Source organism: Candidatus Brocadia sapporoensis (assembly GCF_001753675.2).
GTDB classification, from domain to species: Bacteria; Planctomycetota; Brocadiia; order Brocadiales; family Brocadiaceae; genus Brocadia; species Brocadia sapporoensis.
In genome coordinates this window covers 37,911-56,247 of the sequence record NZ_MJUW02000117.1, presented here as the reverse complement: position 1 = coordinate 56,247, position 18,337 = coordinate 37,911, and the positions used below count along the sequence as shown (strand labels likewise).

Below are 18,337 nucleotides of genomic sequence, written 5' to 3'. Positions count from 1 at the left end.
GAAATTCTCTACTAATAAATTAGATAGAGAAATATCGCGGGTGTTCTGGACTGGAGCGAGACAGATATGAAAGAAATAACAAAAAATATTGTAATTTCCGGAACAAGCTTTTGGAACCCCGGAGATGATTTTGAACGAGACGGCACAATAAACATTCTAAAAAGGCTTTTTGGTGAATCCATCATTAACTTATTATTCTATAATTTCAATGCCGATTATTTCCCGTCGAGTAAATTCCGCGGCATTAGTAACACTGTAGCAAAGGGAGATATCGGGAAATATTGTCATTCTGTTGATGCCGTGGTTGTGGTTGGGTTATCTGCGGGATTAGAAATTAAAGACTTATATAACTGGGTCATTGCTAACAGTCTTCAAGACCGTGTATACCTGATAGGTGGTGGTTATGAAAATGATTACGTGGAAAAATATATCAATGAAGAGCCAGAAGCTACTATCTTTAAGAATGCAAAGGTAATCATTGGAAGAACAAAAAAAACGCCTAAATTTATTTCGAACTTAAATCTCCCGTACTATCATATAAACTGTCCCTCTATCTTGTCTGTTGATAAGGTAAAAATTGTTCCCCCTGATAAAACAATTGAAAAGATCGTTTTTTCAATTCAACTTCCACACGAAATCGGTATAACAAACCAGTGCTGTGACAAGTCAATGCACGAACTGGCGCTATGCATTCTTCGTGAATTGTCTCGGAAGTATGTGGTTGAGGTTATTGCCCATCACAAAACGGAGTATTTTCATTTTCTCGACTTGCTAAAAGGCTATGATATCCCCGTTATCTTCTCTTCATTTTATCAAGATCTATTCGAGATCTATTCAAGATATGATCTTGTTGTAACAACAAGGCTTCATTCAAGCCTTTTTGCCAACGGGCATGGGATTCCAGGAGTTATTATCAATGATACTGATAGACATACTCATACACTGGAAGGATTTCCGCACTCAGTCTGGGTAAATAATATAGATAAATTCTATCAAGCATTAGATGCAATTTCAGAGATTAGTCTGCACAAGATCGCTCAGGATGCGGATGAGTTTAAGAAATCGGTCCTCCAGCAATATACTTTAATCCTTTCAAAAGCCTTTGGTATCAATGGTATCAAGGGAGACAATTCCATTGAAATAGATAGCAAGACTAACGACTTGTCGAGCTGTACTGCTTCGAAGCAACTCAATTCGACAGATAATTCCAATGATGATTATCAGTTTGATTCTGAGCTAAGCGAACAAATACTCGTCAGAAATATAGTAAAAAAAGGGATGGTAGTTTTTGATGTCGGTGCAAATATTGGTAAATACACGAAATTATTTAGTCTTCTCGTTGGGGAAAAAGGGAAGGTTTACGCATTCGAACCATCACAAAATTCTTTTAATATAATTTCTTCAGCATTAAATAAGAGTAGGTGCTCTAACGTGAACCTTTTCCTAAAGGCAGTCTATTCAAAAAACACGAAAGTTATATTGAATGAATTTCCCGATCTGTATTGTTCGTGGAATAGTTTGGGCAAACCACGGATGGTAGATCCGAAGAACGAGAAAGAATTTGTTCCTATCATAAAATCTGTTGAAGTCGAAGCCATTACCCTGGACTCATTTTGTAAAGAAAACCACATCAGCAGGATTGACTATTTAAAATTAGATGTGGAGGGGGCGGAGGTGTTTGCGCTTGAAGGAGCTCTGGAACTTCTCAAAAATAAGGCGATTCGCTATTTACAGTTTGAAATTTCTCAAAAAATGCTGGAGGGGCTAAGCACTAAGGCGCAATATGTGTTTGATCTGCTTATTGCCAACGGTTACGAATGCCATACCATTTTCAAGGACGGTACTATCGGTGATAAAGTAACAGATTCAAATTCTTTTTATGAAAATTACATTGCTTTTCCGATGAATCACTTAGAATCGGAGCACAACAATTCATCAAATATGTCAATCAATTTTTTTACCATTGTGCTGAATGGCGAACCATTCATTCGCCATCATATCGAGGTCTTCAGACAATTGCCATTTAAATGGCATTGGCATATCGTAGAAGGTGTGGCAGACTTGAAGCACGACACTGCGTGGAGCTTACAATTTGGCGGACGCATTACAGACGAGATACACCAAAACGGTCTAAGCAATGATGGTACTACCGAATATCTTAACGAACTCAAGGAACAATATTCAGAAAATATAACAATATACCGCAAGCCAAACGGCGTCTTTTGGGACGGCAAGCTTGAGATGATTAACGCACCTTTATTAAATATTAATGAAGAATGCCTGCTTTGGCAAGTGGATGCCGATGAACTCTGGACAATGGAGCAAATTTGTACTATGCGTTCCTTGTTCTTACAGCATCCAGATAAAACATCTGCTTATTTTTTATGCCACTTTTTTGTCGGTGAAAACCTTGTAATAACAACTCGTGATACCTATGGAAACAACACAAGTTATGAATGGCTTCGTACATGGAAATTTCAACCAGGCTTTCGCTGGAGTTCACATGAACCACCCCGTCTTTGTCAACAGACACGGGATGGCCAATTGATAGACGTGGCAACAAAGAACCCATTCATGCATAAAGAAACTGAAGCGCAAAATATAATTTTTCAGCATTATGCCTACACGCTTGAGAAACAACTTCGTTTCAAAGAGGTTTATTACGGTTATAGAAACGCGGTAGAGCAATGGAAGGAGCTTCAGCGAGAATCTAGTTTCCCGGTGGCACTGAATAATTACTTTACCTGGGTAAAGGACTCCGCCCAGGTTAATACTGTCCAATCGCAAAACATTCACCCTATTGCTCAACGGAGTATTGGTGGACAATGGCACTTTAAAAAAAATAATACAGCCACAACCGAAGTACAAAATGTGCTCTGGATTCGCACTGATTCAATTGGCGACAATGTACTTGCCTCATCAATGCTGCCTTATATTCACGAGAAATATAATAATGCAAATATTACTGTCGTCTGTCAGGAACACATAGCAGAACTTTACGAGTCGTGTCCGTTTGTGTTTGATGTCATTCGTTACAACAAGTCGTTGGCATATGAAAATGAGCAATACAGAGCCGATATTTTACGAAAGTTAAAGTCAGTAAACGCAGACCATGCCTTGAACTCTGTATATTCCCGAGAACCGTTAACAGATGTGTTTACATTAGGTAGCGGAGCCAAAGAGAGACTCGCATTTAACGGCAATCTATGCAATATTTCAGGTGAACTCAGGGATGAACACAATAAGTATTATACACATATATTACCCGATAACCAAGAATCTAAGCTTGAACTTGACCGACATAAAGATTTTTTAAAAGGTATTGGAATTGAAGTGCCAACTTTACAGCCGACTGTCTGGTTAACATCGGCAGATGAGCAATTTGCTGATAGCTATTTTAGTAACCATGACCTGCAGCCAGAAAAAACAATTGCGATTTTTGCTGGTGCACAATGCGATGAACGTCTCTATCAACATTACGGAAAAGCCCTGTCGCAAATTTGTAAAGAAAACCAATTCACTGTCCTTGCCTTTGGTACTGATAGAGATCATACAATCAACCAGCAGAATCTTAATGATATCGGTTCCAAAACAATAAATCTGAGTGGAAAAACTACACTCCGGCAGACAGCGGCTTTGCTAAAACGTTGCATTCTGGCAGTTGGTGCAGAAACCGGAACAGCTCATATTTCGTGCGCCGTTGGTATAAAAAATGTTATATTGCTAGGAGGCGGACACTTTGGACGTTTTATGCCATATTCACCACTTACATCTGTAGTATGCCTTCCACTGGAATGCTATGGTTGTAATTGGAAATGTAAATATCAGACCGAATATTGTATCAAGGGTGTAAATCCAGAAGTTATGACAAAAGCAGTAGAACAAACTCTCATGAACAGATCAAAAAAGCCACGGATGTTTGTTCAGAACAGTACATTGTGGAATCCACAAATAGATCAACCAAAGTGGCGGTTGTTTAGCAATTTTATAGATGCCGAGTCCGTTGAAACCGCTATGGTTAGTGATATTCTATTCTGTAAGGAAACATCACATGATATGCCAGTCAGAGATTTGCAACAGTCTGTAGATATTTCAAACCATCAGGCGAAACAAGCATTAATAAATGGAAAAACACAAGAGGCGAAAGAACTTCTATCAAAGATTCTTAGTCAATCACCGAACAATATAAAAGCCTTGAATAATCTTGCCGTTACAGAAATTATGCAAGAAAATTGGAGATCTGCGGAGGAAATTCTGGCAAAGGTTCTGCATATTGACCCACAGAATGAGGTTGCACATCAAAATGTCAAATACCTTGGCGACCGAGTTACTCATTCTAAATCACTTTCAAAAGCTGAGAATTTAATCCAATTGGGAGAGTATGCGCAAGCCCGTGAATTACTGGAAAATATTTTAAAGATTGATGACAAACAGTGTAATGCATTAAACAGTCTCGCGGTTATCAGCATTCTTGAAAACAACTTTAACTCGGCCAGATACTTTTTAGAAACGGTGCTGAGTACTGATAATACAAATGTAATAGCAAAAGAAAACCTTAAATATCTTGATCAACTTCAAGAGTCCGGTACCTCATCAGTTTCTAAAACAATAGAGTCAACCGGCACAATTGACGTTAGTATTATCATTGCCACAAAAAATCGAGCCAGGCTTCTTGATGAGATGCTTACAAGCCTGGCAAAGGCAACTCGCGGTGTACAGTATGAGGTAATCGTCATTGAGGGCAACTCTTCAGATAATACCTTGGAAATATTACGAAAACATAATATCCGGCAAATTTACAATGAAAAGGCATGCTTAGGTGAGGGAAGGCATTCATGGCCGCAGCTCTATAACTATGGATTTTCAAAGGCCAAGGGCATATGGGGAATGTACGCAAGTGATGATATTGCCTTTCATGAGGATTGTATTTCCAAAGCAGTCGAGCATCTGAATAGGCAAAATCCTGAAGTGGCTGGAGGGATATTCTTTTACAAAAATATAAGTGCTGAACCAGGATGGGAAAAATATGGCATCGATTATACCTATGGACAAAAGTTGCTCATGAACTATGGGTTATTGAGATTAGAAGATCTGAGAGGTGTTTGTGGTCTGAATGAAGATTACAAGTTTTATTGCGCCGATGGTGATATATGCCTCAAGCTCTATGAAAAGGGCAAAGTACTCATTCCATTACCACAAAGCCTGGTTATTCATAACAACATTCTCGATGAACAAAAGAAATCAAACCTGAATGATAGTGTGCTGGATATTAAATTGTATCAAGATAAATGGAAACATTTCGTTGCTACAAAGATTCCGGAACCGAGACGTATGTACCTGGAAGAAAGCAATGCAGATGTAATAAATCTTGCGAATACAGATATGTCCTCTGATAGAGTGGAAGCAAGGCGACGGATGGCGCTCAGTCCGGGTGTAAATACCCTTGATCAGTTGCGAAAGGAAGGTGTTTTGGCTGGCGGGCAGCCGGTACGGCTACATCTTGGGTGTGGTGAACGAAACCTTAAAGGATACATAAATATCGATTATCCGGTATTTGAGCATACGGTGCAGATACAATCGGGTGCAGAGGCGTACTCCGACATTACTACCTTATGCTTTCCAAATCAAACAGTTGAAGAAATTCGTTTGCATCATGTGTTTGAACATTTTGACCGTCCGACGGCGCTGGCGTTACTCTGTAATTGGAATCAGTGGTTGAAAGTAGGTGGAAGCCTTTTCATTGAAACGCCTGATTTCGAGTTAAGCGTAGCACTCCTGGCATCATTACAATGTTCGTCCAAACAGAAGCAAGAAGTTATACGACACATCTTTGGATCCCATGAAGCGGAATGGGCGGTACACAAGGATGGATGGTACAAAGATAAATTTCAAGAGGTCTTGGACAAATTAGGGTTTGATGACATCGAGTATAATTTTGCCCAATGGCAGATGACAAGGAACATTATAGTTCAGGCTAAAAAGAAACGAGTCGTTGATTTTTCGGAACTGCAACAGAATGCAAAGAATTTGTTACGCAATAGTATGATTGATGAGTCTGGAAGTGAGGAAAGACTATGGCAGGTAATGTGTTCTAAGTTAGATAAAGTATTAATAAAAGCGAACGACGACACAGCGCCAAAAGTATCCATTTTTATGCCGGTATATAACGGTGCAAAATACCTTACCGAAACCCTGGATTCAATTCTTGCACAAACCTTTCGTGATTTTGAGATCGTTATTGCTGATGATGGCTCTACCGATAAATCACTTGAAATTGCAAATACTTATTCAAGCCGTGAAAAGAGAATCAGAGTCCTGGCATTAATGCACAACGGTGAGGTTAAAACCAGAAATGAGGCAATAAAGCACACAAATCCCAATTCAAAATATTTGCTTAATCATGATAGCGACGACATCTCATTACCAATAAAACTGGAAAAATTGGTTGAATGTCTTGAAACTCATCCGGAAATAGCGATTGTGGGCTGCTTTGCCGAATATTTTGATGATACAGGTAATACAAGAGGTCAACCTCCGATAGAATGGCAGTCCTGGCGCATTCGTGAAACTTTCGGTGACGTAAATTCAATGATCAACAGCGCTGCGCTGATTCGTCGTGAGGTATTTCATAAAATTGGTGGCTATCGTGAAGAATATCGTAGTGTTGATGATTATGATTTTTTTGCACGTGCATTAATTGCTGGATTTGAATTAGCAAATGTTCCGGAAGTACTGCACAGGATTCGGTTGCATTCGGAAAGCATTGGAAATACACGGATGAAGACGCAGAAAATGCTTGCTAAAAAGATCCAACAATATTACATAACAGAGGAACAGAAAAATACGAAACAATCGCTACCTCAGGTTCTTGTGAGTCGTCCGCATAAGAAACCCTCGATCCTTCACACCGTTGAGTTTTATTATCCTCATACGGGTGGCGCTCAAACCGTGGTTCAGCAAATATCAGAACGACTTGTAAGCCGCGGATATCGTGTTACCGTTGCTACTGCAAAACTTGATTGTCGCAATACTCGTGAACTGAATGGCGTTCATATTGAAGAATTTTCAGTGAAAGGATCTTTTGGAAATGGTATATGGGGTAATGATGTCGGCCGATACAAGGATTTTTTAAGAAGCCATCCGTCAGATATTATGATGAACTATGCTGCTCAGCAATGGGCAACCGATCTGGCTTTTGAAGCGGTGCAATCAGTAAGGAAACCTAAGGTTAATATCATAGCGCCGTGTGGTTATTCTGCACTTTCAGATAGCCGTACCATTCGCTGGCCCCAATTTGCAGATTACTTTAATTGTATGATTCCTGCAGTTCTTCCTCAATATGATGCGTCAATCTATCACTCGTCATGCTATCAGGATTATGAATATGCAAGGAATCATGGGTTTGTAAATAGTCTCGTCATTCCTAACGGTGTTGATGAAGAAGAATTCACGAAACCTCCTCTGGTAAAATTCCGTGAAAAATACCTGGTAAATACTCCATTTTACGGATTATGTGTTGCAAATTATTATGTCGAAAAAGGACACGATAGAGTTATCGAGTGTGTCCGGCTTATGAATCGCAACGATTTTACTATGGTTTTTATTGGTAAAGGAGGCGATCAAATAAGTAACCTTAAAGCACAATCACAAGGCATGAATATCCAATTTCACGTTGATGTTCCGCGCGAAGATATCCTTGCAGCTTTTCACGAGGCGGATATATTTTTATTTGGTTCATATCGGGAAGCATCACCATTGGTGATTATTGAGGCTAAGGCATCGAAGACGCCCTTTGTCTCTACAGATTGTGGGAATGTACGTGAATGGAAAGGTGGAATCGTTTGTAAGCCTGATGAAATGGCTGTTAATGCCAATAAAATATTGGATGACGAATGTTTTCGAAAACAACTTGTCAGGGAAGGATGGCAAGAATGGAAGGAAAAACTTACCTGGGAATCTATAATAGATAAGTACGAAAATCTTTATTTACAGCTTTATCATGGAAAGACAGGCACACAAGAAAACGATATATCAGATAACTTATGGAAACGCAAATTATTCGATATTCAAAGGCAAATCGAAGCTAACTACGCGGACAGTACTCACTACCTTCATGCCGCTGAAATTCTTTTAAAAAATGGTGAAGTTTCTGAAGCAAAAAAATATATAGAAGACGCGTTAGAATTAGACGGTAATAACCCTACTCTAAATGATGTATATCAGCAATTATCAAAATAGACCATGAAGCAGAAATTGTTATATGTTGGAATGAGGTATGATTACGGCGATAAAGCAAGAGGCTTTTCGTTTGAGCATCGGAATTTTTATCATCCACTGAAAAGCTATTCCGAAAAACACCATTGGGATTTTGTTCACTTCGATTTTATGGAGCAGGGATTGAACCTTGGGTTAGATTTAATGACGCAAGATTTGTATGAATTAGCTAAGAGAGAAAGGCCAACGTGTCTGTTTGCCGTGTTATTCGATTTTAACCGTGATCCATGCTATGAGGTATTTAAACAAATATCGTCATTGGGTACGGCAACGGTTCATTGGTTTTGTGACGATCACTGGAGGTTTGAAAAATATAGCTCCGTAGTTGCTCCACATTTTGATGTTATTTGCACAACGGCGAATGACGCTATTCCAAAATATAAAAATATGGGTATATCCCATAAAGTCATAAAGACTCAATGGGCATGCAACCATGAATTGTATATTCCTTATGATATTCCAAAAGATATAGAGATGGGTTTTGTAGGACAACCTCATGGTAATCGTGTAGAAGTCTTGGCAAAATTACTGCAAAATGGATACAAGCTAGAGGTCTTCGGTTTTGGATGGGAAAACCGGCCGCGCATCCCTTTTCATCAAATGGTGAGGATATTTTCGCGGAGTAAAATTAATCTTAATTTATCAAATTCATCAACGTTAATCGGGCAGCAGATTAAAGGAAGGAATTTTGAGATCCCGGGAACAAGAAGTTTTCAATTGTCCAGCAATGCTGATAATCTCAAGGATTACTACGAGGAGGAAAAAGAGATAGTAATATTCAATTCAGTAGATGAATTAATAGAAAAGGCTAAATATTACCTTAAAAATGAAGATGAACGAAACGAAATTGCAACAAATGGATATAAACGAACTATAACTGAACATACCTGGCAACATCGTTTTGAAACGATATTTAATTATATGAATTTAAAGCAGATTAACACAAACATGGCTGGAAAAAGTATTTTGAATCAAAATAATGATGCGAAGCAGACACGAACGATTCAAACTTCCGAGCCACTAGTCTCGGTAATAATTCCTTGTTACAACCAGGCGAACTTCTTACCAGAAGCAGTTGAAAGCGTGGTTAATCAAAACTATAAAAACTGGGAGTGTATTATTGTTAATGATGGCAGCACCGACAATACAACACAAGTTGCCAAATCGTTAATTAAAAAATATTCAGACAATCAAATCCAGCTTATTAATCAGGTTAACCAGGGTCTGTCATGCGCACGGAATGCGGGAATCAAAGTTTCTAAGGGAAAATTCATTCTTCCGCTCGATGCAGATGATTTAGTACATTCTGAAATGTTAAAGAAGACGGTTGCGCTCTTGGAAGCCCAGTCAGAGATTGCAATTGCCTATACTGATGTAAAACAATTTGGCAGTGTGAATCAGATTATTTGTGCAGATGAGTATGATTTTAATCGATTGCGTTTTCAAAATCATCTTAACTATGGTTCCTTGTATAGACGAAAAGCCTGGGAGTCTGCAGGAGGATATAATCCCAACATGACCTGGGGTTACGAAGACTGGGACTTCTGGATATCTTGCGGAGAAAAAGGACATTATGGAAAGAGAATTCCTGAACCTTTGTTTCTCTACCGGGTGAAAGAGAGGAGTATGTATACCAATGCCCTCGAACATCATCGGGAGTTAATGGCTCAAATTGTTCTCAATCACCCAAACCTTTACGATTCAAAATCCCTTTTAGAGGCTAAAAAAATATTATCTCAGGATTGTTCGCTTCCCTTAAAAAACAACCCTCTTGTTTCTGTCATTGTTCCAACTTTTAACAGGCCGGATACCCTGAAAGTTACCCTGGAAAGCATTGCTTCACAGACGTATGAACATTTTGAGGTTATTGTGGTGAATGATGCAGGAGAAGATGTGTCTGCGGTTGTCGACCTGTTTCATGATCGGTTGTGTATTCAATATCTTGTTCACCCCGAGAATAAAGGGCTTGCGGCAGCAAGGAATACTGCTATCAGGCATGCCTCGGGTGAGTATATTGCCTATCTCGATGACGACGACAGATTTTATCAGGATCATATAGAAACCCTTGTAACATATCTGGAAACACACGAAGATAAAGTAGCCTATACCGATGCGTTCCGTGTGTGCCAGGATACGGAGAATGGAAGGTATATCGTAAAGCAAAAAGATGTCCCTTATTCCTTTGATTTCGATTCCGACCTCATATTGGCACAAAACCTCTTTCCAGTTCTCTGTATTATGCATAAAAAATCATGTTTGGACGAAGTGGGATTTTTTGATGAATCACTTACCACCCATGAAGACTGGGATTTATGGATCCGCATGTCCAGAAAATATCATTTTGTCCATATACCAAAGATCACTGGTGAGTTTACATGGAGAGCCGACAGTACCAGTATGTCGGGGGAGAAGCGGAATGATTTTCTGAGAACACTAAATATTATTTATGAAAGATACGGAATGTATTCAAAAGGTAAGCAGCGTGTTTTACATTTACAAACTGCATGGATTAAGCAGCTTCAGAAGGTTTCTATCATTATTCCTGTCTTCAACAAAGTTGAATTCACACAAAAATGCCTTGAGGCAATAATAAAAAATACACCGGGAGAATTATACGACGTCATCATTATTGATAACGCATCAACGGATGGCACCGGAGAATTTCTGAAGAGCTTAGAAGGTGATATTAAAATTATCGTTAATAATATGAATCTGGGATTTTCCACGGCTTGCAATCAGGGGGCACGAATGGCTTCTACGGATTATCTCCTCTTTTTAAACAACGATACGGAACCACGAAAAGACTGGCTGGAACCGCTTCTGAATATCCTTACCCAAGATAGTTCCGTAGGGGCAGTGGGGGCGAAACTCTTGTTTCCAGACGGAACCATTCAGCATGCAGGGGTAGTAATTATCGATGATCAAAAATTACCAGACCCGCTGGTTGCCAGGCATATTTATTACGGAGAACCAGGAGATGCTGCAGAAGCGAACCAATTACGCCGGTATCAGGCCTTAACCGGCGCTTGCTTATTAATGCGTAAATCTGCATTCACTCAAACCGGCGGATTTGATGAAAACTATTGGAATGGATACGAAGATGTCGATTTATGCTTTAAACTTCAGGAGAAGGGATGGAAACTTGTTTACCAGCCTGAGAGTGTTGTAACTCATCATGAGTCAAAAAGCGGCCCGGAGCGTTTTTCAAAAGTTTCAGAAAATATTCAACGATTGCATAGCAAGTGGATTAGTAAGATTAAACCGGATATTATTATCAGGGAAGACGGCTCAACGATAATTGCTGAAAATAATAAAATACAGCGTTATCACATATCCAATACGATTTCTGCCGGGTCGTTCGCTTGTAAACCTCGAAGTCTTGTCTCTATAATCATTCTTACTTATAATGCCTTAAAATATACTCAACAGTGCGTCAGTTCAATCCGGCAACACACAAACTACCCACACGAGATCATTTTCGTGGATAATGGATCAACAGATGGTACCGTAGGATACCTCCGCAAATTGCTTGAAGAACAAACAAATTCATGTCCAAGTCACGCAGGCTACAAACTTATTGAGAATCAAGAAAACAAGGGTTTTGCCGCCGGCAATAACCAGGGAGTATCAGCGGCAAGTGGAGATTACATAATATTGCTCAATAATGACATCCTGGTTTCTGACGGCTGGCTGGATAATCTTGTGGAAAGTCTCGCAAGGAGCGAAAAAATTGGCATGGTAGGACCAATAACCAATTCTATCAGTGGCAGACAAATGGTAAAGGATATTCCCTATACGGATGAAAACGGATTCCATTGTTTTGCTCAAAAGATAAGAAAGGTATACAACGGGCGGCTGACTCCTCGATACCGCATTGCCGGTTTTGCGATTCTGATGAAAAAATCGCTTTATGAGGAGGTGGGAGGTTTAGATGAATCCTTTGGCACAGGAAATTATGAAGACGATGACTTATGTCTCAAGGTAAGAAAAAAAGGTTTTGCTATTATGGTGGATGAGAGTGTATTTATTCATCATTACAGGAGTAAGACATTCCTTGAGAATCAAATCGATTACCAGGATAGTATTTCGGTTAATGGGTCCCGGTTCAGAGAAAAGTGGCCTGATGTTGATTATGATGAGTTGCTTGAGTTACATAAGAGTTTAGTTGATCTGAACGCTTCCCTGCTGACGCAAGGGCAAGAGGCATTAAACTCGGGAAACATAGATGAGGCTATTGCATTATATTCGAAAATACTGACTACGAACCCCATTGATGAATTTGCTTTATATGGAATTGGATGTGCATTTGAAACGAAGAAAAAAACATCCGAAGCCATTGATGCATACAAAGAGGCATTGAAAGCTAACCCAAATGTTTTTTCTGTTTATTACAGCCTTGCACTGATGTATGCGGGTATGAATCAAACGGATGATGCCATTTCTACACTTAAAAAGGCAGTTGAATTAAACAGCAAGGATGCCACGGTATATAATAATTTGGGGGTATTGTATTTCAAAAACAATAAGCACCTCGATGCAAGAATGTGTTTTGAAAAGGCATTGTCTATAGATGTGAATTATCAGGAAGCGCAACGAAATCTCAAAAAGGTATCATAGAACTATCTTGTCACAGAAAAATGAGAAAATGTTGATTATATAATGTATGTTCACTGCGAGGAAAAAATAAAAAGCTATGAAAATCTTGTATTCATTGGCTTTCACGTCATGCACTAAGTGACTATCCGTATCTTCTGTCACTGCAATGCTTCCGGCAATTATATCTGAATCACGAAATCCATATTTCAACTCTGTCAGGGTTTCACACCCAGACGGAGTGAATTTTGTTCATATCCTTGCTAAAGATGTCAGAATTATCTTTGAAAGTCCTGCCACTTCAATTTCGGCTCCCGTGCTGCCTTCACTTCATCAGGACGGCCAATGGGAGTTGTTTGTGGGGCGTTGCACACTACCTCTGGCCGTTGTTCTATGTCTATGGCTATCTGAATCATTGCATCAGCAAAGACATGGAGTGTCTCCATCGATTCAGTCTCCGTAGGTTCGATCATTAAAGCTTCCTCTACGATGAGTGGAAAATAAACCGTGGGGGCATGGAAACCGTAATCCAGTAGTCTCTTGGCAATATTCAACGCGGAGACACCTTTTTGCTTTTGTTTTTTTGCAGAAATGACAAATTCGTGCATACAGGTTTTTCCATAGGGAATTTCAAAATATCTTTTAAGTTTATGTTGCAGATAGTTAGCGTTTAAGATGGAATATTCTCCCACCTTACAAACACCTTCTTTGCCAAGGGACAGCAGATAGGTATACGCGCGGATCATCATGCCTATATGACCGTAAAATGCCCTTACTCTTCCTATGGAATCAGGATAAGCATAATTTAAGATATAATCATTCGGTAATAATTTAGGCATGGAAGTATCTTTTTCCATGTCATGAACGCGCTCTGTTACTGATTTCTTTGCTATTTCAATTCTTGGAACCGGCAAAAATGGTTTTAGCTTTTCAGTAACACCAACAGGACCTGCGCCGGGGCCTCCTCCACCGTGGGGAGTTGAAAAGGTCTTGTGCAAATTCAAATGTAAAATGTCTATGCCCATATCTCCTGGTCTTGCAATGCCCAGGAGGGCATTCATATTAGCCCCGTCACAATAAACAAGTCCACCAGCATCGTGAACTATCTTGCATATTTCCAGAATATCTTTTTCAAATAATCCAAGGGTATTGGGGTTGGTAATCATAAGTGCAGCAGTATCTCGTGTAAAGACGGCCTTTAGTTTTTTTAAGTCGATAAGACCGTCTGTATTTGACTGAATAGATTCGACCTCATAACTACAAAGGGAAGCAGAGGCAGGATTGGTACCATGTGCAGAATCAGGAATAATAATCTTGTGTCTCTTTTCACCGTGTTTCTCCATATAGGCTCGAATTATCAGCATCCCTGTTAATTCGCCATGCGCACCCGCTGCAGGTTGTAACGTAAAGGCATTCATCCCGGAAATGTCTATAAGAATTTGCTCGAGATTGTATAGGAGTTCCATGATGCCCTGACATTGTTCGATAGGCTGATAGGGATGTAGTTTTGTGAAACCTTCCAGACGTGCGGTGTCTTCGTTGATTTTGGGATTGTATTTCATGGTACATGAACCCAGGGGGTAAAAATTAGTATCCACACAGAAGTTCTTTTGGGAGAGTCTTGTAAAATGACGAACAACGTCGATCTCTGAAACCTCCGGTAATTTTAACTCCTGTTTCCGTAACATCTTTAGGGGAATAAAGTTGGTCACGGGTTTTTCTGGTATATCACAATCGGGAGGGACGAAGCAGCGTCTGCCAGGTGACGATTTTTCAAAGATGAGTGGTTCATTCTGGTGCATGGTTTTTCTCTTTTAAAAAAGCTAGATATTTGTAACGAAATATTTATACGGTTTCGACCCTGTTTCTTCCGTTCTTCTTTGCCTTATAAAGGGCAAGATCAGCAGCCGATATCAGGGAATCGTAATCGATACCATGATCCGGAAAGGAAGCCACTCCGATACTTATTGTTATTTGTGGAGACCGCCCAACAGAGTCAATTTGAAATTGAAATGATTCCACTTGTTGGCGAAGACTCTCTGCCTTCTTAAGGGTGTTCGTTATGTCTATAGAAGGCATGATAATAATAAATTCCTCTCCGCCATACCGCGCCAGAACATCTGATGATCGAATAGAATTTTTCATAATAGAAGCGATTTGTTGCAACGCCCGGTCTCCTGTCATATGTCCGTAGGTGTCATTTATATTTTTGAAGTGATCCAGGTCAGCAATGACAAGCCCAAGTGATTCGCTGCGTCTTTTTGCCAATGCAATTTGCTTCTTCAGCATCTCATCAAAAAACCGCCTGTTATATGCTCCCGTGAGTGAATCTGTTATGGCTGCACGTCTGGTTAAATCGATTAATCTGACTCGTTGGAGAGCGGACGCTGTCAACCCTACATATACCAAGATCAGCTTGCGAACATCTTCGTTATACCAGTATTCCTTATCCTTTTTTCCTATGATGACCATTCCGGAGATGGTACCGCCAGTTATCAAAGGAAGGCAAGCAAATCCTCCTTCTTCAATTTTGTAGATATTACATTCACAGAGGATATCTTTTGCATTATTGTCTATAATAATTTCACGACCAGTTCTTATTACCTGGCATAGTGATGGGTCAACAATCACTTCATCTCTGATGAGTTTATTGAGAGGCATTGGCGGCGTTATGAGTGCTGCATCAAACACATTCTTTGTTTTGTTTATGGTGAGTACGGCCAGGAGTTCCGGTTGAAAGTGCACCTGTAAGGCATTTGCCATATGATGAATTAATATTTCCTCCCGTACCTCTTCGTTCATAAGGGTGGAAAAATACATAAGATATCCCAGGTCTTTGATGTTCATGTCCCTTTGTGCCACCGCTCTCTTCAATTCCGCCTCTATTTGTTTACGCTCGGTAATGTCGTGTGCCACACATACAATACCCAGAAGAACATCGTTATTTTGTCGAATTTCGGTGCCAGAAAAAAGAACCGGTATTTTTCTTCCATCTTTTGATAAAAAAGTCTTTTCAATTTTATGAACGAGGTTGTTTTTAATCAAATCCAACAGTGACAGGATGAATACGTCTTCATCCGAAAACAATACCGCAAGAGATTTACCGATGAGATCCTTTTCAAGATAACCTAAGAGTTCGCAGGTAGCCCGATTGACCATCAGTATTGTGAAGTCAGGAGATGTGAGCACAATTGAGACATCCATACTTTTTATAATAGCATTTGCATATTCTTTTGAAATGATAACCTTTCGCAAATCTGTGGTCATCTCGTTAAAAGATTGACCAATCTTGTCAGCACCGTCTTCAGAATTTATCTCTACTCTGCGTCGAAAACCTCCTTTGGCTATCTTTTCCATCTCCATCACCAGCCTCTGTATGGGTAAACTTAATCCACGTATGAAGATCCATCCTATGACCATGACAGGAATCGTAATTGCCGGTAAGAAGAGGATGGTGTGTTGTTTAAAGATCGTTGCCGATTGCTTAATAAGGTTATTGGTCTTCCCATTATGAAGCGCATCAGGGGTTGTTTTCGTTTCATTGAGAGAAAAGCCAATTGTGACAATACCAGGCACCTTGGACCCATCGGGGATGGGTGCGACTACATCAACAGCATCGTTCTGTCTTTGTCTGGTTAATTCTTCTGAACCGGATGCATATTGTGCAGGTTCGCCGGTAGAGATATTTCTTTGTAACCCTAACCTTTTTGATGAATCACTTAAGGTCTGCCCCTTGTCGTTCCGGGCGGAAACGTAACGGAAACCCTTTCCTTCCATGTTCAGGTTTGGAAGATAGTTAATCTCCGAATAGTCAAGTTCATTCGTAGTGCGTGTAATCTCTCTGGCTGAAAGATGTACCTGGCTATGCGCTTTTTCCTCCCATTCATTCTTGGTGACAGTATTCATGGGGTTTGTGTTTGTTTGTTCTATCGTGGTGAGACGCTGTCGGAAAAAATTTGTTTTGAAACCAGCAAGGATTCCTACTGGTAAAATCGTGAGTAATGAAGTGAATAAAATGAATTTATTTCTTACGCTTCTTTTTTGAAACATTTTGTGAAATCCACTGCGTTTTATAGTCTGTCAATATTCCAGATGTCAACAAATTATAGATTGGCCAATTCAGCAATCAATTGGTCAATCGACTCTTTGCTCTTCGTTTCTGTTACGCACAAAAGCATACTATTGGCTAACTCAGGGTAAAATTCATCGAGTTCTAATCCGCCAATAATACCTTTTCTTAACAGATGTTCATTGATTTTTCGTATTGGCAGAATACCTTTGGATTTCATGGCAAACTCATGAAAGAATGGTTGTTCAAATGTAGGTTCAAAGATATCCAGGGCACAAAGCTTTTCATACGCATAATGACTTTTTTGGATATTCAGCATGGATAGTTCTGCCAGGCCTTTTTTCCCCAAGGTACAAAGGTAGATGCATGCCCTCAATGCAAGGAGGGCCTGGTTAGTGCAAATATTAGAGGTTGCCTTCTCCCTTCTGATATGCTGCTCTCGGGCTTGTAGGGTGAGGACAAAACATCTGTTCCCGTGATGATCAACCGTTTCTCCTGCTATCCTCCCGGGAATCTTGCGTAAAAAATCCTTCTTTACGGTGAAGAAACCAAGATAGGGGCCGCCATAATTCAGATCATTTCCTAAAATCTGTGCTTCGCCAACGGCAATATCAGCGTTATATTCACCTGGCGGTTTCAGCATACCGAGAGAAATGGGGTTTACGCAGGCTACAAAAAGGCAATTGTGCCGGTGCACGATCTGCGAAATAGTTTCCATATCTTCTACACAGCCAAAGAAGTTTGGATTCTGAATTAGGACAGAAGCGGTATTGCCGTCAATAGCCTTTTCCAATTGATTTATGTCGGTTATTCCTTCAGAAGCGTCTATTTCCACAATTTCTGTATGCATTCCTTTTAAATAGGTATTGAGTACTTGCCGGTATTCTGGATGGGTTGCCCGTGAACAAATAATTTTGTTTTTTTCCTTGAAGCGTATGGATAACAGCGCTGCTTCGGCAAATGCAGTAGAACCGTCGTACATGGAGGCATTGGCCACATCCATTTCGGTAAGTTCGCACATCAATGTTTGGAATTCGTAAATTGCTTGAAGGGTACCTTGGCTTACTTCCGGCTGATAGGGTGTGTAACAGGTATAAAATTCACTCCTTGAAGCCAGATGATCAACCAGAGAAGGGATATAATGTTCATAGGCGCCTGCACCTAGAAATGAGGAGTATTGTTCTGTGTTCGTATTTTCTTTACTTAAATGTTTTAGGAATTTGAACACCTGTGGTTCTGAAAGGCCGTGTGATAATTTCAATGAAAAATTTCTCAGGGTTTTCGGAATGTCCGCCAGAAACGGCTCAATGGAGTGTAACCCCATTTCTTGGAGCATTTTTTTCCGGTCACCTTCGGTGTTTGGGATGTAGTCCATGGCATTTTAAATGATTGATTTATCCA

General features: G+C 39.9%; 5 protein-coding genes. 2 read left to right on the top strand and 3 right to left on the bottom strand.

Going from position 1 to position 18,337, the window contains the following annotated elements; genetic code table 11:
- The first annotated feature begins 66 nt into the window (after positions 1 to 66).
- On the top strand, positions 67 to 8,238 hold the full coding sequence (locus tag BIY37_RS11980; RefSeq protein ID WP_070068081.1) for an FkbM family methyltransferase: 8,172 nt from the start codon (positions 67 to 69) through the stop codon (positions 8,236 to 8,238).
- A gap of 3 nt (positions 8,239 to 8,241) precedes the next feature.
- Positions 8,242 to 12,891, top strand: a complete 4,650-nt coding sequence (locus BIY37_RS11975) for a glycosyltransferase (RefSeq protein ID WP_070068080.1) — start codon at positions 8,242 to 8,244, stop codon at positions 12,889 to 12,891.
- A gap of 254 nt (positions 12,892 to 13,145) precedes the next feature.
- Here BIY37_RS11975 and gcvPB read toward each other — a convergent pair whose 3' ends face one another.
- From gcvPB to gcvPA, 3 genes are read right to left on the bottom strand one after another with little or no spacing between them, the layout of a single operon-like run.
- Entirely contained in the window at positions 13,146 to 14,669 is a 1,524-nt protein-coding gene (gene gcvPB / locus BIY37_RS11965; RefSeq protein ID WP_070068078.1) for an aminomethyl-transferring glycine dehydrogenase subunit GcvPB, read from the bottom strand.
- A gap of 43 nt (positions 14,670 to 14,712) precedes the next feature.
- Positions 14,713 to 16,917 (bottom strand): diguanylate cyclase, encoded by a 2,205-nt coding sequence (locus tag BIY37_RS11960; protein ID WP_070068077.1) that lies wholly within the window; start codon positions 16,915 to 16,917, stop codon positions 14,713 to 14,715.
- A 53-nt stretch (positions 16,918 to 16,970) separates the two neighbouring features.
- Positions 16,971 to 18,311, bottom strand: coding sequence for an aminomethyl-transferring glycine dehydrogenase subunit GcvPA (gene gcvPA, locus BIY37_RS11955; protein WP_070068076.1), 1,341 nt, complete (start codon positions 18,309 to 18,311; stop codon positions 16,971 to 16,973).
- Between the last annotated feature and the right edge of the window lie 26 nt (positions 18,312 to 18,337).

Bases quoted from the DNA above. Each gene is read 5' to 3' on its own strand.
- BIY37_RS11975 (WP_070068080.1), top strand. From the start codon at position 8,242: ATGAAGCAGAAATTGTTATATGTTGGAATGAGGTATGATTACGGCGAT.
- gcvPA (WP_070068076.1), bottom strand. From the start codon at position 18,311: ATGGACTACATCCCAAACACCGAAGGTGACCGGAAAAAAATGCTCCAA.
- BIY37_RS11960 (WP_070068077.1), bottom strand. From the start codon at position 16,917: ATGTTTCAAAAAAGAAGCGTAAGAAATAAATTCATTTTATTCACTTCA.
- BIY37_RS11980 (WP_070068081.1), top strand. From the start codon at position 67: ATGAAAGAAATAACAAAAAATATTGTAATTTCCGGAACAAGCTTTTGG.
- gcvPB (WP_070068078.1), bottom strand. From the start codon at position 14,669: ATGCACCAGAATGAACCACTCATCTTTGAAAAATCGTCACCTGGCAGA.